This window comes from Azospirillum himalayense, assembly GCF_042657465.1.
Lineage (GTDB): Bacteria > Pseudomonadota > Alphaproteobacteria > Azospirillales > Azospirillaceae > Azospirillum > Azospirillum himalayense.
Window position 1 is genome coordinate 72853 of record NZ_JBHSLC010000035.1, and the last position, 16844, is coordinate 89696.

General features: G+C 66.9%; 19 protein-coding genes. 18 read left to right on the forward strand and 1 reads right to left on the reverse strand.

Annotation, left to right across the window (positions count from 1 at the left end; genetic code table 11):
* Positions 1-120: 120 nt before the first annotated feature.
* From ACFPMG_RS16945 to ACFPMG_RS16980, 8 genes are all read left to right on the forward strand, one after another.
* Positions 121-1608, forward strand: coding sequence for a methyl-accepting chemotaxis protein (locus tag ACFPMG_RS16945; protein ID WP_376996314.1), 1488 nt, complete (start codon positions 121-123; stop codon positions 1606-1608).
* Between the two features lie 189 nt (positions 1609-1797).
* The gene (gene nifE / locus ACFPMG_RS16950) at positions 1798-3213 is read left to right on the forward strand and encodes a nitrogenase iron-molybdenum cofactor biosynthesis protein NifE (protein WP_376996315.1); all 1416 of its coding nucleotides are present in this window, start codon (positions 1798-1800) and stop codon (positions 3211-3213) included.
* A gap of 5 nt (positions 3214-3218) precedes the next feature.
* Positions 3219-4619, forward strand: coding sequence for a nitrogenase iron-molybdenum cofactor biosynthesis protein NifN (gene nifN, locus ACFPMG_RS16955; protein ID WP_376996316.1), 1401 nt, complete (start codon positions 3219-3221; stop codon positions 4617-4619).
* 47 nt (positions 4620-4666) lie between these two features.
* Positions 4667-5068 (forward strand): nitrogen fixation protein NifX, encoded by a 402-nt coding sequence (nifX, locus tag ACFPMG_RS16960; RefSeq protein WP_035672311.1) that lies wholly within the window; start codon positions 4667-4669, stop codon positions 5066-5068.
* A 4-nt stretch (positions 5069-5072) separates the two neighbouring features.
* On the forward strand, positions 5073-5537 hold the full coding sequence (locus tag ACFPMG_RS16965) for a NifX-associated nitrogen fixation protein (RefSeq protein WP_376996317.1): 465 nt from the start codon (positions 5073-5075) through the stop codon (positions 5535-5537).
* Between the two features lie 10 nt (positions 5538-5547).
* Positions 5548-5754 (forward strand): CCE_0567 family metalloprotein, encoded by a 207-nt coding sequence (locus ACFPMG_RS16970; protein WP_376996318.1) that lies wholly within the window; start codon positions 5548-5550, stop codon positions 5752-5754.
* Positions 5755-5922: 168 nt separating this feature from the next.
* Positions 5923-6216 (forward strand): ferredoxin III, nif-specific, encoded by a 294-nt coding sequence (fdxB, locus tag ACFPMG_RS16975; protein ID WP_376996319.1) that lies wholly within the window; start codon positions 5923-5925, stop codon positions 6214-6216.
* A gap of 58 nt (positions 6217-6274) precedes the next feature.
* On the forward strand, positions 6275-6865 hold the full coding sequence (locus tag ACFPMG_RS16980) for a nitrogen fixation protein NifQ (protein ID WP_376996320.1): 591 nt from the start codon (positions 6275-6277) through the stop codon (positions 6863-6865).
* 34 nt (positions 6866-6899) lie between these two features.
* Here ACFPMG_RS16980 and ACFPMG_RS16985 read toward each other — a convergent pair whose 3' ends face one another.
* A complete protein-coding gene (locus ACFPMG_RS16985; RefSeq protein WP_376996321.1) occupies positions 6900-7397 on the reverse strand; it encodes a hypothetical protein in 498 nt (165 codons plus the stop codon).
* Between the two features lie 281 nt (positions 7398-7678).
* On the opposite strand from ACFPMG_RS16985, the gene ACFPMG_RS16990 reads away from it, so the two are divergent.
* The 10 genes from ACFPMG_RS16990 (at position 7679) to ACFPMG_RS17035 (ending at position 16805) form a co-directional block, all read left to right on the forward strand.
* Positions 7679-8059, forward strand: coding sequence for a HesB/IscA family protein (locus ACFPMG_RS16990; protein ID WP_376996322.1), 381 nt, complete (start codon positions 7679-7681; stop codon positions 8057-8059).
* Positions 8060-8108: 49 nt separating this feature from the next.
* Positions 8109-9026, forward strand: coding sequence for a Fe-S cluster assembly protein NifU (nifU, locus tag ACFPMG_RS16995; protein WP_376996323.1), 918 nt, complete (start codon positions 8109-8111; stop codon positions 9024-9026).
* A 3-nt stretch (positions 9027-9029) separates the two neighbouring features.
* Complete coding sequence (gene nifS, locus ACFPMG_RS17000) at positions 9030-10235, forward strand: cysteine desulfurase NifS (RefSeq protein WP_376996324.1); 1206 nt, start codon at positions 9030-9032, stop codon at positions 10233-10235.
* A gap of 252 nt (positions 10236-10487) precedes the next feature.
* Positions 10488-11633, forward strand: coding sequence for a homocitrate synthase (gene nifV / locus ACFPMG_RS17005; RefSeq protein ID WP_376996325.1), 1146 nt, complete (start codon positions 10488-10490; stop codon positions 11631-11633).
* A 13-nt stretch (positions 11634-11646) separates the two neighbouring features.
* On the forward strand, positions 11647-12525 hold the full coding sequence (cysE, locus tag ACFPMG_RS17010) for a serine O-acetyltransferase (RefSeq protein ID WP_376996326.1): 879 nt from the start codon (positions 11647-11649) through the stop codon (positions 12523-12525).
* A 17-nt stretch (positions 12526-12542) separates the two neighbouring features.
* Entirely contained in the window at positions 12543-12866 is a 324-nt protein-coding gene (gene nifW, locus ACFPMG_RS17015) for a nitrogenase-stabilizing/protective protein NifW (protein WP_035672214.1), read from the forward strand.
* A 346-nt stretch (positions 12867-13212) separates the two neighbouring features.
* Complete coding sequence (locus ACFPMG_RS17020; RefSeq protein WP_376996327.1) at positions 13213-14064, forward strand: electron transfer flavoprotein subunit beta/FixA family protein; 852 nt, start codon at positions 13213-13215, stop codon at positions 14062-14064.
* Positions 14065-14103: 39 nt separating this feature from the next.
* The gene (locus ACFPMG_RS17025; RefSeq protein WP_376996328.1) at positions 14104-15183 is read left to right on the forward strand and encodes an electron transfer flavoprotein subunit alpha/FixB family protein; all 1080 of its coding nucleotides are present in this window, start codon (positions 14104-14106) and stop codon (positions 15181-15183) included.
* Positions 15184-15213: 30 nt separating this feature from the next.
* Positions 15214-16515, forward strand: a complete 1302-nt coding sequence (locus ACFPMG_RS17030) for an FAD-dependent oxidoreductase (protein WP_376996329.1) — start codon at positions 15214-15216, stop codon at positions 16513-16515.
* On the forward strand, positions 16512-16805 hold the full coding sequence (locus ACFPMG_RS17035; protein WP_079285569.1) for a ferredoxin family protein: 294 nt from the start codon (positions 16512-16514) through the stop codon (positions 16803-16805). The genes ACFPMG_RS17030 and ACFPMG_RS17035 overlap by 4 nt, the downstream gene beginning before the upstream one ends.
* Positions 16806-16844: the final 39 nt, after the last annotated feature.

The following is a 16844-nucleotide window of genomic DNA, read 5'->3' on the forward strand; positions in this document are numbered from 1 at the left end:
TCATCGCCGAAACGATACGGCACTCCACGGCACAGCCTGGACGTCGATTAATTGTTTTTTATGCAAATTGCCGATAACATCAAATCGTCACGCCATACTTGCCCCATAAGGACAATCAACATGCCCTTTAAAACCTTTCTAAGGTCGGCAGACACGGAAGCGACGGAAATAACCAACGCATTAGACAAATCTAATGGCATAATCTCCTTTGACACTTCTGGCAACATACTGTCGGCGAATGACCAATTTCTCCGATGCATGGGCTACAGCCTTGAGGAGATCAAAGGGAAGCATCACCGGATATTCGTCGACCCGAATCTCCATGACAGCTCGGATTACAAGGAGTTCTGGGAGCGTCTGCGCCGGGGTGAATTCCAATCCTCACTGTACAAGCGCATCGGCAAGGGCGGGCGGGAGGTCTGGATCGAGGCGTCCTACAACCCGATCAAGAACCGCCAGGGCGTCACCCACAAGGTGGTCAAGGTGTGCACCGACGTCACCGAACGCCATCTGGAACACATCGATCTGCGCGGCAAGGCGGAGGCGATCTCCAAGTCCCAGGCGGTGATCGAATTCACCCCCGACGGCACGGTCATCACCGCCAACGAGAATTTCCTGTCCCTGCTCGGCTACACGTTGCCGGAGATCGCGGGGCGCCACCACAGCACCTTCGTCGATCCGGCGGAGCACGGCAGCGCGGATTACCGGGCCTTCTGGGATAGCCTGCGGCAGGGCCGTTTCCAGGCCGCCCAGTACAAGCGGATCGGCAAGGGCGGCCGCGTGGTGTGGATTCAGGCGTCCTACAACCCGGTGTTCGATTCCAGCAACCGGCTGTCCAAGATCGTCAAGTTCGCCACCGACATCACCCGCCAAGTGGAACTTCTGGACCAGTTGAAGGCGCTGATCGACAACAACTTCACCGAGATCGACGCCGCGCTCTCCGCCGCCGGCAGGCAGGCCGAGGACGCCGCCCAGCGGTCGGGTGCGACGCAAGGCACCGTCCAGACCGTCGCCGCCAGCGCCGAGGAACTCGCCGCGTCGGCCCGCGAGATCGCCGACAGCATGATCCGTTCGCGCCAAGCGGCGAGCACCGCGATGGACGAGACGGGAAACGCCGACCGGGCGGCGGCGCGGCTGACGGAGGTCGCCAAGGCGATGGGCGGCATCGTCGATCTGATCAGCTCGATCGCCAGCCAGATCAACCTGCTGGCGCTCAACGCCACCATCGAGGCGGCGCGGGCCGGCGAGGCCGGGCGCGGCTTCGCGGTCGTCGCCAACGAGGTGAAGAATCTCGCCAACCAGTCGGCCAACGCGACCGCCCAGATCTCCAAGGAGATCGAAGGCATGCAGGCCGTCTCGTCCGACGTCGTTGCGTCGCTGGGCAACATCCGTCAGGCCACCAGCAACCTGATGGAGTTCGTCACCGTCTCCGCCGGGGCGGTGGAGGAGCAGAGCGCGGTGACCGGCGACATGTCCACCAACATGCAGAACGCGTCGGCCTCGGTCAGCGCCGTCGACCACAACATCGGCGCCATCAACTCCGCGATCACCCAGATCGCGTCGGCGGTCTCGGAAACCAAGGAAGCCGCCAAGGTGCTGGCCCGTTGACGGCACGCGCCATGCGCGGCCGGCCATCGCCCCGGGCTGTGCGATACCCGACAAAGTCCGCGATTGTCGGGTATCGCACACGGGGCCGCTCACCTTAACTTATTGAATATAAACAAATCACTCCTTGGCACACCTCCTGCATATGACTGATCCACAGGCGCCGATGTCGGCCAATGGCGGGAGAAGGTCATGCTCCAGGAAAAGCTCCAGGACGTCTTCAACGAGCCGGGTTGCTCCACCAACCAAGCCAAGTCGGAGAAGGAGCGGAAGAAGGGTTGCTCCAAGGCTCTGAAGCCGGGGGCCGCCGCCGGCGGCTGCGCCTATGACGGCGCGATGATCGCGCTCCAGCCGATCGCCGACGCCGCCCACCTCGTCCACGGGCCGATCGCCTGCCTCGGCAACTCCTGGGACAACCGCGGCACCAAATCGTCGGGCTCGCAGCTCTACCGCACCGGCTTCACCACGGACATGTCGGAGCTCGACATCATCCACGGCGGTGAGAAGAAGCTCTACCGGGCGATCAAGGAGATCGTGCAGCAGTACGATCCGCAGGCCGTCTTCGTCTATCAGACCTGCGTCCCCGCCATGATCGGCGACGACATCGAGGCGGTCTGCAAATTCGCCGCGAAGAAGCTGGGCAAGCCGGTGATCCCGGTGATGGCGCCGGGCTTCGTCGGGTCGAAGAATCTCGGCAACAAGCTGGCCGGCGAGACTCTGCTCGACCACGTCATCGGCACGGTGGAGCCGGCGGTCACGACCCCGACCGACATCTGCATCATCGGCGAATACAATCTGGCCGGCGAGCTGTGGCTGGTGAAGCCGCTGCTCGACGAGATCGGCATCCGCATCCTGTCCTGCATCTCCGGCGACGGGCGCTACAACGAGGTGGCGCAGGCCCACCGGGCGCGGCTGACCATGGTGGTCTGCTCGCAGGCGCTGGTGAATGTCGGGCGCAAGATGCAGGAGCGCTGGGGCATCCCCTATTTCGAAGGCTCCTTCTACGGCGTGTCGGACATGTCGGACACGCTCCGCACCATGGCCCGCATGCTGGTGGAGCGCGGCGCCGACAAGGCCATTATCGACCGCACCGAAGGCGTCATCGCCCGTGAGGAGAGCCGCGTCTGGCGGCGCCTGGAACCCTACAAGCCGCGCTTCGACGGCAAGCGCGTCCTTCTGTTCACCGGCGGCGTGAAGAGCTGGTCGATGGTCACCGCGCTGGAAGGCGCCGGGCTGACCATCGTCGGCACCTCCACCAAGAAGTCCACCAAGGAGGACAAGGAGCGCATCAAGAAGATGAAGGGCGAGGAGTTCCACCAGTGGGACGACCTGAAGCCCCGCGACATCTACAAGATGCTGCGCGACAGCGAGGCCGACATCATGATGTCCGGCGGCCGGTCGCAGTTCATCGCGCTGAAGGCCAAGGTGCCGTGGCTCGACCTGAACCAGGAGCGCCACACCCCCTACGCGGGCTATGACGGCATCGTCAATCTGTGTGAGGAAATCGACAAGACCCTGTCCAACCCGATCTGGCGGCAGGTGCGTCTGGCCGCTCCCTGGGAATCCAAGCCCGACTCCAGGCCGGACGCCAAGCCGGTGGGAGCGTAACCGCCATGGGCACCATCCAGCGCTTCCCCCATTCCGCCAAGGCGGCCGCCACCAACCCGCTGAAGATGAGCCAGCCGCTGGGCGCGGCGCTCGCCTTCCTCGGCGTGGACCGCTGCATGCCGCTGTTCCACGGCAGCCAGGGCTGCACCGCCTTCGGGCTGGTCCTGCTGGTCCGCCATTTCCGCGAGGCCATTCCGCTCCAGACCACGGCGATGGATCAGGTCTCGACCATCCTCGGCGGCTACGAGAATCTGGAGCAGGCCGTCCGCACCATCCACGAGCGCAACGCGCCCGCCCTGATCGGCGTCGCCACCACCGGCGTGACCGAGACCAAGGGCGAGGACATGGCCGGGCAGTATTCGCTGTTCCGCCAGCGCAACCCCGCGCTGTCCGGCCTGAAGCTGGTCTTCGCCAACACCCCGGACTTCTCCGGCGGCTTCGAGGACGGCTTCTCCGCCGCGGTGACCGGCATCGTCGAGGAGGTGGTCCAGCCGTCGGAAACGACCGTGAAGGGCCAGATCAACGTGCTGGCCGGCTGCCACCTGTCGCCGGGCGACGTGGAGGAGCTGCGCGACATCATCGAGAGCTTCGGCCTGTCGCCGATCTTCCTGCCCGACCTGTCGCTGTCCATGTCGGGCCGCCAGCCGGACGACTTCACGGCGACCTCGCTGGGCGGCGTGACGGTGGAGCAGATCGCGTCCATGGGCGCGTCGGAAGCCACGCTGGTGGTCGGCGAGCACATGCGCGTCGCCGCCGCGGCGCTGGAGCTGAAGACCGACGTGCGCAGCCTTTTCTTCGATCGGCTGACCGGGCTGGAGGCGTCGGATCGCCTCGTCCGCACCCTGTCGGAGCTGTCGGGCCGTCCGGTGCCGGCGAAGCTTCGCCGTCAGCGCGAGACGCTGGTCGACGGCATGCTGGACGGGCATTTCTTCTACAGCCGCAAGCGGATCGCCGTCGCGCTGGAGCCGGACCTGCTCTACGCCGTCACCAGCTTCCTGGCGGACATGGGGGCGGAGGTGATCGCCGCGGTGTCCCCCACCCAGACCGCCGTGCTGGAGAAGCTGAAGGCCGCGACCGTCATGGTCGGCGACCATTCCGACGTGGAGACTCTGGCCCGCGACGCCGACCTGATCGTGTCGAACTCGCACGGGCGGCAGGGGGCCGCGCGCATCGGGGTGCCGCTGCACCGCATGGGGCTTCCGATGTTCGACCGGCTGGGCGCCGGGCTGAAGGTCCATGTCGGCTACCGCGGCACGCGCGAGCTTCTGTTCGAAATCGGCAACCTGTTCCTGTCCCGCGAGATGGACCACGACGAGCATGGCCATGCTCACGGTCATCGTCCTGGGGACGGGCATGAACACGGCCAGCACTGCGGGAGCGGATCATGCGGATGCAGCGCCGGCTGAGTGTGGTGGGCCAGGCCGAGGAGGGCCGGCCCCGCAAAGGAGGTTCCATGAAGGTCGCTTTCTGCACCCAGGACATGCAGCACGTCGATGCGCATTTCGGGTGGGCCAAGAACATCGTGGTCTACGAGGTGGACAAGGCCGGCTACACGATGGTCGAGACCTGCCAGTTCGGCGGCTCGATGTTCGAGGACGGCAACGAGGACAAGCTGATCCCGAAGCTCGACGCGCTGGCCGACTGCGCCATCGTCTACCTGTCGGCCATCGGCGCCTCCGCCGCCGCCCGCGTGGTGGCGAAGAAGATCCACCCCGTGAAGGTGGAGGCCACGGAAACCATCACCGCCCTGCTCGACCGTCTGGTCGAAACCATCAACGGCAACCCGCCGCCCTGGCTGCGCAAGGCCCTGAACGCCGGCCAGCCGCAGGAGCTGGCTTTCGACGAGGAGGATTGAGAGCATGACCGACACCACCGTGGCCGCCGGGAGCGATCTCGCCGAGGCCTTCCTGAAGACTCTGGTCATGCTGTTCCGCGCCGAAGACAGCTACGGCGCCTGGGAAGGCAAGAGCGACGAGACGATCCTCGCCCCCTTCATCCTCGACAAGGAGGCCCGCGCCGCCATCCCGATCATGGGCGACCCGGACCCCGACACGCTGTGGCGGCTGGAGCTGTTCTACAAGGCCGTCGGCATCACGGTCGAGAAGCAGACCGGCCACATCGCCTCCCCCATCATGAAGATGAGCCACGAGGGCTTCGGCCGCATGGTGCTGACCACCGGCCGGCTGGTCGTGGTGTCGAAGCATCTGCGCGACGTCCACCGCTTCGGCTTCCCGTCGCTGGAGAAGCTGGCCGCCGACGGCGCCAAGATCGTGGACGAGGCCGTGGCGCTGATCCGCAAATATCCCGACGTCGCCGATCTGTGAGGTTTCCGACATGTCCGACATCGACGCCCTGAAGGACGAGGTCAAGAAGCTCAACGCCCGCGCGACCCAGAAGAAGATGGACCTGCACGACCTGTCGGAGGAGCTGCCGCAGAACTGGCAGACCATCCTCCAGGTCGCCCAGGAGACCTACGACGCCTACAAGACCCTGACCGAGAAGCGCGCCGAGCTGAAGGCGCTGGAGACGGCGTCCGCCTGAGCATCCTCCTGCCCCTCCCCGACCCTCCCCCGCTTCGCAGGGGAGGGAGATGATCGCGAAGCGGCGGCAGTCCCCTCCCCTGCGAAGCGGGGGAGGGTTAGGGAGGGGGCAACACCTACGCCCACATCCCCACCAAACAACACACCAAGCCCGATTGAGGAGCAGACGATGGCTGAGTTCGTGACCGGCACCACCCGCGGCGGCGGCGCCTGGACGCCGAAATTCGTGGAAAGCATCGACCAGAAGATGTGCATCGGCTGCGGCCGCTGCTTCAAGGTCTGCGGCCGCGACGTGCTGGAGCTGATCGGCATCACCGAGGATGGCGACATCGTCGACGCCTTCGACGACGAGGCCGAGAAGAAGGTCATGAGCGTCAAGAACGCCGGGAACTGCATCGGCTGCGAGAGCTGCGGCAAGGTCTGTTCCAAGAACTGCATCACCCACTTGCCCCAGGCGGCCTGAGGGTCGCCGAGTTGATCTGAGACGGCCTGACGGCCGCCCGCCCCCGGAGGAGGACGCCATGGGCATCCTTGACACCGCCCCGCCGGGGGCGGGCGACACCACGCTTCTGTACCGCTGGCTGACCGACCGCCAGGGACGCTGCAACGTCTTCGACGCGCATCTGTTCGCCTGCATCCTGTCCCGCCGCTGGCCGGCGGGTCCGGGCGCTTTGGGACTGGACGACCGGGCGCTCGGCCAGATTCTCGACCGCTATTTCCCCGGCGCCTTCGCGGCCGGCCTGCCGGTTCCCGACAGCTCGCCCACCCCCTTGCCGCCGCTTCTTCGCGGCGAGGTGGACGACATCGCCGCCCTCCTGCTCGCCCACCGGTCGCTGGGCATCGAGGAGGAGGAATGGCTCGCCGCCATCGTGGCACGGGCCATGCTGGACGAGGGCGAACTGTGGCGGGATCTCGGGCTGGCCGGCCCGAGCCACCTCGCGGCGCTGATGGAGCGCCATTTCGACTCGCTGGCCCTGCTGAACGCCACCGGCACCCGCTGGAAGGCTTTCCTCTACCGCTTCCTCTGCGCGCGGGACGGGCTGATTCCCTGCGGCGCCCCGGTCTGCCGCGATTGCGGCGCGGAGGCCGTGTGCTTCGGTTCGGGTGACTGACGGAACCAAACCGTCAATCACCCCTCTTCCCAAGTCACTCCTCCCCCAGACCCTTCGCCAGCGCGGCGATGACGCCGTAGCCAACCCGGTCCTGCGGGTCGATCTCCGTCAGCTTCGCGAGGATCACCCTCGCCTCCTCCACCCGCTCGCTGCGCAGGCTGATGAAGGCCAACGCCTTCAGGGTGAAGAGGGTGAAGCGCGGCGGCCCCTCCTTCGCCCAATCCGCGCTGTCCACGCGCAGGCTCCGCCAGTCGCCGGCATAGCCGCCCTCGCGCGCCGCCGCGTCCAGTCCGATCATCGCCACCCGCTCCGCGTCCGCGAAGCGCTTGCGGTTGAAGTAGAATTTGTAGAGCGCGTAGAAGACCGGCAGGACGCGCGGCCCCAGCCGGTGGGCCTCCCACAGCAGGGCTTCGCAGGCCGCGGCGTCGGGGCGGGCCTTCACCGCCTCCTGCAGCTTCTCGTCGATATACTCGGGCACCTCGCCGAAGGCCATGCGCCCGTTGGACATCCGCAGTTCGACCGGCCGCTCCATCACCCGTCCCCTTCCGTTGTTTCGCAAAACCGTGCGCCCGACCGACAATCCTGTATGGCTCGCAAGCCCGTTTCGCAAAAGCCCATAATCAAATTGTGCGTCCTTTCGTCGCAGGATGTCGCAAAGCCGACATGGCCCCGACCCGACAATTGTCGGAAAAACACCAGCCACCCGACCTGACAATTCATCAAAATCAACAACTTAAAAGTTGGCACGCTGCTTGCTGATCCTATGACCAGGAACGGTCGGCATGCCCGACGAAGCATTTGGAGGCGGCAGACATGGTGACCCTGACGGATGCGGCGGTGAACACCCTGGAGCGCGTGCTGGCGAAGTCCGGCGGCGCCGCGGCCGGCCTGCGCATCGCGGTGGCCGACGGCGGCTGCGCCGGCATGAAGTACCAGATGGGGCTGGAGGCCACGGCGGGCGACGAAGACGCCGTGCTGACCTTCGGCCCGGTGACGATCTTCGTCGACCCGACCAGCCAGCCCTTCCTGACCGGCGTGGTGGTCGATTTCGTCGAAGGGGTCGAGGGCGCGGGCTTCAAGTTCGACAACCCGAACGCGACGGGCAGCTGCGGCTGCGGCAAGTCCTTCTCGGCGGGTCCGGGGGGCAGCTGCTCCTCCACGCCGTCGGCCGGCGGCTGCGGCACCGCCCACTAACCCCGAACACTCTCCCCCCACCCGATAACGTCGGGAAAGGCAAGGCGTCATGTGGAACTACACCGACAAGGTCAAGGAACACTTCTTCAACCCGAAGAACGCCGGCGCGCTGGATGAGGCGAACGCCGTGGGCGAGGTCGGGTCGATCACCTGCGGCGACGCCCTGAAGCTGATGATGAAGGTCAACCCCGACAACCAGGTCATCGAGGACGCGAAGTTCCAGACCTTCGGCTGCGGCTCGGCCATCGCGTCCTCGTCGGCGCTGACGGAGATGATCATCGGCAAGACGGTGGACGAGGCGCTGGCCGTCACCAACCGCGACATCGCCGAGTATCTGGGCGGCCTGCCGCCGGAGAAGATGCACTGTTCGGTCATGGGCGCCGAGGCGCTCCGCGCCGCCATCGCCAACTTCAAGGGCGAGGAGTGGGTCGACGACCACGAGGAAGGCGAGCTGGTCTGCAAGTGCTTCGGCATCGACGCGGCGATGATCGAGCGCGCGGTGACCGTCAACAGCCTGACCACGCTGGAGGAGGTCACCCACTACACCAAGGCCGGCGGCTCCTGCCAGACCTGCCACGAGAAGATCGAGGAGGTGCTGGAGGCCGTGCTCGCCAAGACCGGCGCGCTGGCCCCGCCCAAGCCCCACGCCCCCGGCACGGTCGGGCTGGACGCCATCAAGCCGCTGGCCCCGAAGGCCGAGGCCGCACCGGCCAAGCTCACGAACGTGCAGCGCATGCAGAAGATCATGGTCGCCATCGAGGAGCTGCGCCCGCAGATTCAGCGCGACGGCGGCGATGTCGAGCTGGTGGACATCGACGGCAAGGACATCTACGTCCGGCTGACCGGCGCCTGCTCCGGCTGTTCGCAGTCCGCCGGCACCATGATGGGCGTGCAGGCCAAGCTGGTCGAGGCGCTGGGCGAGTTCGTCCGCGTCAAGCCCGCCTCCCTCCTGCCGGTGGGGGCCTGAGCCATGACCGCACAGGGAATCTACCTCGACAACAACGCCACCACCCGCGTCGATCCGGAGGTGCTGGCGGAGATGCTGCCGCTGTTCACCGAGCAGTTCGGCAACCCCTCCTCCATGCACGGCTTCGGCGCCGCGGTGGGCGGCAAGATCGAGTGGGCGCGCAAGCAGGTGCAGGCGCTGCTCGGCGCCGCCCATGACAGCGAGATCGTCTTCACCTCCGGCGGCACGGAGAGCGACAACACCGCCATCCTGTCGGTGCTGGAGGCCTATCCGAAGAAGAAGAGCATCGTCACCAGCGTGGTCGAGCATCCCGCCGTGCTGGCGCTGTGCGACTATCTGGAGAAGAAGCGCGGCTACACCGTCCACCGCATCGGCGTGGACAACCGGGGCAACCTCGACCTCGACGCCTACAAGGCGGCGCTGGGGCCGGACGTCGCCATCGTCTCCATCATGTGGGCGAACAACGAGACCGGCACGATCTTCCCGATCGAGGAACTGGCCCAGCTCGCCAAGGCGGCGGGCGCGGTGTTCCACACCGACGCGGTGCAGGCGGTCGGCAAGATCCCGATGACGCTCGTCAACAGCGCGGTGGACATGCTGTCGCTGTCCGGCCACAAGCTGCACGCCCCCAAGGGCATCGGCGCGCTCTACGTCAAGCGCGGCCTGCGCTTCCGCCCGATGCTGCGCGGCGGCCACCAGGAGCGCTCGCGCCGCGCCGGCACGGAGAACGCGCCGGGCATCGTCGGGCTGGGAGCGGCGGCGCAGCTCGCGCTGCTGCACATGACCGACGAGAACACGCGGGTCAAGGCGCTGCGCGACAAGCTGGAGCAGGCCATCCTGGCCGCCGTCCCCAACTGCTTCGTCACCGGCAACCCGGCCAACCGCCTGCCCAACACCTGCAACGTCGCCTTCGAGTACATCGAGGGCGAGGCGATCCTCCTCCTGCTGAACGAGGCGGGCATCGCCGCCTCGTCGGGGTCGGCCTGCACCTCCGGGTCGCTGGAGCCGAGCCACGTGATGCGGGCGATGGGCGTGCCCTACACCGCCGCCCACGGCGCCACCCGCTTCTCCCTGTCGCGCGAAACGACCGAGGAGGAGATCGACCGGGTGATTGCGGTGGTCCCCGGCATCATCGCGAAGCTGCGCTCGCTGTCGCCCTACTGGTCGCAGGCGGGCGCTCCGAAGGAGTTCGCGCCGGTTTACTCGTAACACCGAGATCGCAGGCCGGGCCGGGCCCGCGCCCCGGCAACCCGCCCGACGACACCCGCCGGGACGCGGTTCCCCGGCCCGGTCTGCGACACACTTTCTGGCCCCGTTGCCCCCACCCTCCCCACTGCGTGGGTCCCCTCCCTCCCCCGCTTCGCAGGAGAGGGACTTGATCCCCTCCCCTGCGAAGCGGGGGAGGGTTAGGGAGGGGGCAAGACCCACCGCTGATTACGCTCAGATTGAGGATGTGACCGAATGCCGATGGCCGGTTCCACCATCATCAACGACACGACGCTGCGCGACGGGGAGCAGACGGCGGGGGTCGCCTTCACGCTCGACGAGAAGATCGCCATCGCCCGCGCACTCGACGAGGCCGGCGTGCCGGAGCTGGAGATCGGCATCCCCGCCATGGGGCCGGAGGAGCGCGAGGGCATCCGCGCCGTGGCTGCGCTGGGGCTGAAGGCGCGGCTGATGGTCTGGTGCCGCATGCACGACACCGACCTGAAGGCAGCGCTCGATTGCCAGGTCGGCACCGTCAACCTGTCGATGCCCGTCTCCGACATCCACATCACCAAAAAGCTGAAGCGCAGCCGCGCCTGGGCCTTGGCGGAGATCGAACGCAAGGTCAAGACGGCCCGCGACCACGGGCTGGAGGTCAGCCTGGGCGGCGAGGACTCCTCGCGCGCCGACATGGATTTCCTGATCGCCGCCGCGACCGTGGCGCAGGAGGCCGGCGCCCGCCGCTTCCGCTTCGCCGACACGCTGGGCGTGCTCGATCCCTTCCAGACGCGCGCCTGCATCGAACGGCTGCGCCGGGCCACCGACCTGGAGATCGAGATTCACGCCCATGACGACCTCGGCCTCGCCAACGCCAACTCCCTGGCCGCCGTGCTCGGCGGGGCGACCCACGTCAACACCACCGTCAATGGGCTGGGCGAGCGCGCCGGCAACGCCCCGCTGGAGGAGGTGGTGGTGTCGCTGAAGGTGCTCTACGGACAGGACTGTGGGGTGGACACCCGCGCGCTGGGGGCGATCTCCGACCTTGTGGAGCGCGCCTCCAACCGGCCCGTGGCGGTCAACAAGTCGATCGTCGGCGATGCCGTCTTCACGCACGAGGCCGGAATCCATGTCGACGGGCTGCTGCGCGACCGCGCGACCTACCAGAATTTCGACCCCGCCGAGGTGGGGCGCGAACACCGCATCGTGCTGGGCAAGCATTCCGGCACCGCGGGGGTAAAGATGGCCTACGGCCAGCTCGGCATCGCCTGCGACGACGCCACCGCCCAGGCGGTGCTGCCGCGGGTTCGGGCCCTCGCCACCCGCGCCAAGCGTGCCCCGACAGCCGACGAACTGCTCGCCTTCCACGATGACGCCACGCGCTGGAACTGCGTCTCCTCGTGATCCGGAGGACCCCATGGCCGCGATCGACGCCCACCCGGACCTTGCCATGAATGAGACCAGCCTCTGGCGGCTGCTGCGTGAGGACGTCGCCTGCGTCTTCGACCGCGACCCGGCGGCGCGCAACGTCTTCGACGTGCTGACCTGCTACCCCGGCATCCACGCGCTGGTGGTCCACCGGCTGTCCAACGCCGTGTGGCGGCGGGGTCTGCGCTGGCCGGCGCGTTTCCTGTCCTATCTGGCCCGCGCGCTGACCAACATCGACATCCACCCCGGCGCCACCATCGGCCGCCGCTTCTTCATCGACCATGGGGCCGGCGTCGTCATCGGCGAAACGGCGGAGGTCGGCGACGACGTCACGCTCTACCACGGCGTGACGCTGGGCGGCACCTCCTGGACCAAGGGCAAGCGGCACCCGACGCTGGGCGACGGCGTGCTGGTCGGGTCCGGGGCCAAGATCCTGGGGCCGATCACCGTCGGCGCCCAGTGCCGCGTCGGCGCCAACTCCGTGGTGACCAAGGACGTGCCGGAGGGCATGACGGTGGTCGGAATCCCCGGCCGCGTCGTCCGTCCGGACACCCAGCGCCGGCTGGCCGCCCACGGCATCGATCTCGACCACCACCTGATGCCCGACCCGGTCGGCAAGGCCATAGCCTGCCTGATCGACCACATCAACCGCATCGAGGCCCGGCTGGAAGCCCACGCGGCGGAAGAGGCGATGCGCCCCGCGCCGCCGCTAAGCACGATCCGGCTGGACGACCTGCCGCTCGACGGCATCGTCTGCCGGAGCTGCGGCAACCTGTGCGACCAGGACGCCTGCGGCGACCGCAATCACGATAACCACGACAAGCGCTCTCCCGACTTCGGCGCACGCGCCGATCATTACGTCATCTGAACGGAAAGGACCCCGCCATGAGCTTCAAGGACGATCTGGAGGATCTGGAGACCGCGGAGGACTTCCTGCGCTTCCTCGGCGTCACCTACGAGCAGCGCGTGGTGAACGTGAACCGCCTGCACATCCTGCAGCGCTTCCACGACTATCTGTCCGCCGACACCGGCATGGAGGGGCTGGACGACGAAGGCATGGCCGCCCGCTACAGCGCCCATCTGGAGCGCGCCTATCAGGACTTCGTGGCGTCCAACGCCATCGCCGAGAAGACCTTCAAGGTCCACCAGGAGGAGGCGCGCAAGATGGCCGACCGCTTCGTCCCGCTGGACGCCCTGCTGCCGACCTGATCCGTTTCATCCTTCGTTTCCAAGACGGCCTGCGGACCCGCCCCCGGCGAGCGTCCGCGGGCCGTCGTGCTTTCCGGCATCCTCCGCGCCCTGTGCGGCCGTTGTCGGGTTTGTCCGGTAGGCGACAGAGGCCGGACCGGGTTGGGGAGTCGGTCGGGCCGTGACGGAAGCCCCCTGTTGAGAAGCCGACACGTTCGTTCTTTGTCGTTTTTGCGACAATCTCTCAACAGCCATAAAATTATTTAAATACAATAACTTACCGCAAACGCACAGAACTGGCACGCCGCTTGCTGGTAGGACCATAGCCACGCCGCGCGACAGGCGGCGGAATGTCAAGGAGACCGGGATGCACATCGTTGTCTGTATCAAACAGGTGCCCGACAGCGCCCAGATCCGCATCCACCCCGTGACGAACACGATCATGCGTCAGGGCGTCCCGGCCATCATCAACCCCTTCGACCTCTTCTCGCTGGAGGAGGCGCTGCGGATCAAGGACAAGGTCGGCGCCCGCGTCACCGTCCTGACCATGGGGCCGCCGATGGCCGAAACCTCGCTGCGCAAGGCGCTGTCGCTGGGCGCCGACGACGCGGTGCTGCTGACCGACCGCAAGTTCGCCGGGTCGGACACGCTGGCGACTTCCTACGCCCTGACCTCCGCCATCAAGAAGCTGTCGGAGGAGGAGACGGTCGATCTGGTCTTCTGCGGCAAGCAGACGGTCGACGGCGACACCGCGCAGGTCGGTCCGGGCATCGCCACGCGGCTGGGCTTCCAGCAGCTCACCTACATCACGAAGATCGAATCGATCGATCAGGGCGCCAAGGAGATCGTCGTGCACCGCCGCTCCGAAGGCGGCGTGCAGGTGCTGAAGACTGCCCTGCCCTGCATGATCACGATGCTGGAAGGCACGAACACCATCCGCTTCGGCAAGATGGACGACATGTTCCGCGCCGCCCGCTATGGCCTGAAGACCTGGAACAAGGACACCACCGGCGCCGAAGAGACGAAGGTCGGGCTGAAGGGCTCGCCCACCGTCGTGTCGAAGGTCTTCGTTCCGAAGCCGCGCGCCCAGAAGGCGACGATGGTCGAGGCCGAGTCCCCCACCGCGGAGGCCCAGGCCGCCGCCGCCGTGGACGCCATCCTCGGCGCCCAGCCGAAACTCGCCGACGAGCTGCTCGCCCGCGCCGCCGCGGGGCTGTGACGCGCCGTTCCTGACGAATCCTCCGCCGGAGACATCCCGATGAGCGAACCAAGCAAGCCGCAGGGACGCAAGTTCCAACTGCCCGAGCACCTGAAGGAATACAAGGGCATCTGGGTGATCGTGGAGCAGGAGCGCGGCTCCGTCCATTCCGTGTCGTGGGAGCTGGTGGGCGAGGCCCGCAAGCTCGCCGACAAGCTGGGGGTCGAGGTGGGGGCCGTGGTGCTGGGCGCCGAGAGCCCGGAGCTGAACGCCATCTGCGGCGACGCCTTCACCTACGGCGCCGACGTCGTCTACAAGGTGACCGACCCGGTCCTGGCCGACTACCGCACCGATCCCTACACGCGGGTGATGACCGACGTGGTCAACACCTACAAGCCGGAGATCGTGCTGCTGGGCGCCACCACGCTGGGCCGCGACCTCGCCGGCGCCATCGCCACCACGCTCGCCACCGGCCTGACCGCCGACTGCACCGAGCTGGACATCTACATGGACAACCGGTCGCTGGCGGCCACCCGCCCGACCTTCGGCGGCACCCTGCTCTGCACCATCCAGACGCTGGCCTACCGCCCGCAGATGGCCACGGTGCGGCCGCGCGTGATGTCGATGCCCGACCGCGACGACAGCCGCAGCGGCCGCGTGGTCGAGGTGTTCCCGAACCTGCGTGAGACCGACGTCATCACCAAGGTGCTGAGCTTCATCGCCGACCGTGAGCAGAACGAGGCGCAGCTCGCCTTCGCCGACATCATCGTCGCGGCGGGCAAGGGGCTGGGCAAGCCGGAGAACCTGAAGCTGGTCTTCGACCTCGCCAAGGTTCTGGGCGGCGAGGTCGGGGTGACCCGCCCGCTGGTCCAGGCCGGCTGGACCGGCTTCGACCGGCAGGTCGGGCAGACCGGCAAGACGGTGCGCCCGAAGCTCTACATCGCCGCCGGCATCTCCGGCGCCATCCAGCACCGGGTCGGCATGGAGAAGTCCGACCTGATCCTGGCCATCAACACCGACCCCAACGCGCCGATCTTCGACTTCGCCCATCTCGGGCTGGTCGGCGACGCGCTGACCATCCTGCCGGCCCTGACCGACGCTTTCGGCAAGCGCCTCTCGGTCAACCGGCTGGCCGGCTAAGCAACCGGACGAACAGGAGCCACAAGGACCATGGTCGAAAAGTTCGACGCCATCGTCATCGGTGCCGGCCCGTCCGGCAACGCGGCGGCCTACACGCTGGCCAAGCAGGGCCTCAACGTTCTCCAGCTCGAGCGCGGGGAGTATCCCGGCGCCAAGAACGTCCAGGGCGGCATCATGTACGCCGCCGAGCTGGAAAAGATCATCCCGGACTTCCGTGAGGATTGCCCGACCGAGCGCCACATCATCGAACAGCGCATCTGGCTGCTCGGCGACGACAACTACATCGGCACCAATTACCGGTCGGAGGCTTTCAACAGCGACAAGCCGAACCGATACACGATCATCCGCGCCAACATCGACAAGTGGTTCTCCGAGAAGATCCGCGAGGCCGGCGGCCTGCAGATCTGCGAGACCACGGTGACGGAGCTGATCCGCGACGCCTCCGGCAAGGTGATCGGCGTGCGCACCGACCGCGAGGGCGGCGAGATCCACGCCGACGTGGTCATCATGGCCGACGGCGTGAACGCCCTGCTCGCCCGCCGCACCGGCTTCCAGCAGGAGCTGGCGCCGCAGAACGTCGCGCTGGCCGTCAAGGAGATCCTGTTCATCGATCCCGAGCTGATCCAGCAGCGCTTCGGCCTGAAGGACGAGGAGGGCGTGGTCATCGAGATCATGGGCAAGGTGACCAAGGGCATGGTCGGCACCGCGTTCCTCTACACCAACAAGGAATCGCTGACGATCGGCATCGGCTGCCTGATCTCCGACTTCAAGGAGGGCGCCATCCCGCCCTACAAGATGCTGGAGGACCTGAAGAACCACCCCGTCATCAAGCCGCTGATCGAAGGGGCGGAGATGAAGGAATACGCCGCCCACATGATCCCCGAGGGTGGCTACAAGGCGGTTCCGCAGCTCTACGGCGACGGCTGGATGGTGGTCGGCGACGCCGCCCACTTCAACAACGCCGCCCACCGCGAGGGCTCCAACCTCGCCATGGCGTCGGGCCGCATGGCGGCGGAGACGGTGATCGAGCTGAAGCAGGCCGGCAAGCCCTTCAACGCCGCCAACCTCGCCGCCTACAAGAAGAAGCTGGACGACAGCTTCATCATGAAGGACCTGAAGAAGTACCGGAACCTGCCGGGCATCATGCACGAGAACAAGCAGTTCTTCGGCGCCTATCCCGACACGCTGACCGCCGCCGCCCACAGCTGGTTCACCGTGGACAGCGTGGACAAGAAGACGAAGGAGAAGGAGATCATGAAGTCCTTCGTCAAGAAGCGCTCGATCATGGGTCTGGTCGGCGACGCAATCAAGCTGGTGAGGGCCGTGCGATGAGCATCGTGGTCAAGATCGAAGAGAAGCTGTACCAGAACCGCTACATCGTCGACGAGAGCCGGCCGCACATCCAGATCCGCAACGACGCGGTCTGCAAGTCCTGCGAGTCCCAGGCCTGCACCATCTGCTGCCCGGCGGCCTGCTACAGCAAGAACGAGACGGGCAGCGTGACGCTGGCCACCGACGGCTGCCTGGAATGCGGCACCTGCCGCGTGGTCTGCCAGGACAAGGAAAATATTCAGTGGGACTACCCGCGGGGCGGCTACGGCATCAGTTATAAGTTTGGTTGAGGAACGCACCGGCGGTCCTACGGCCTTCGCCGCTGGTTT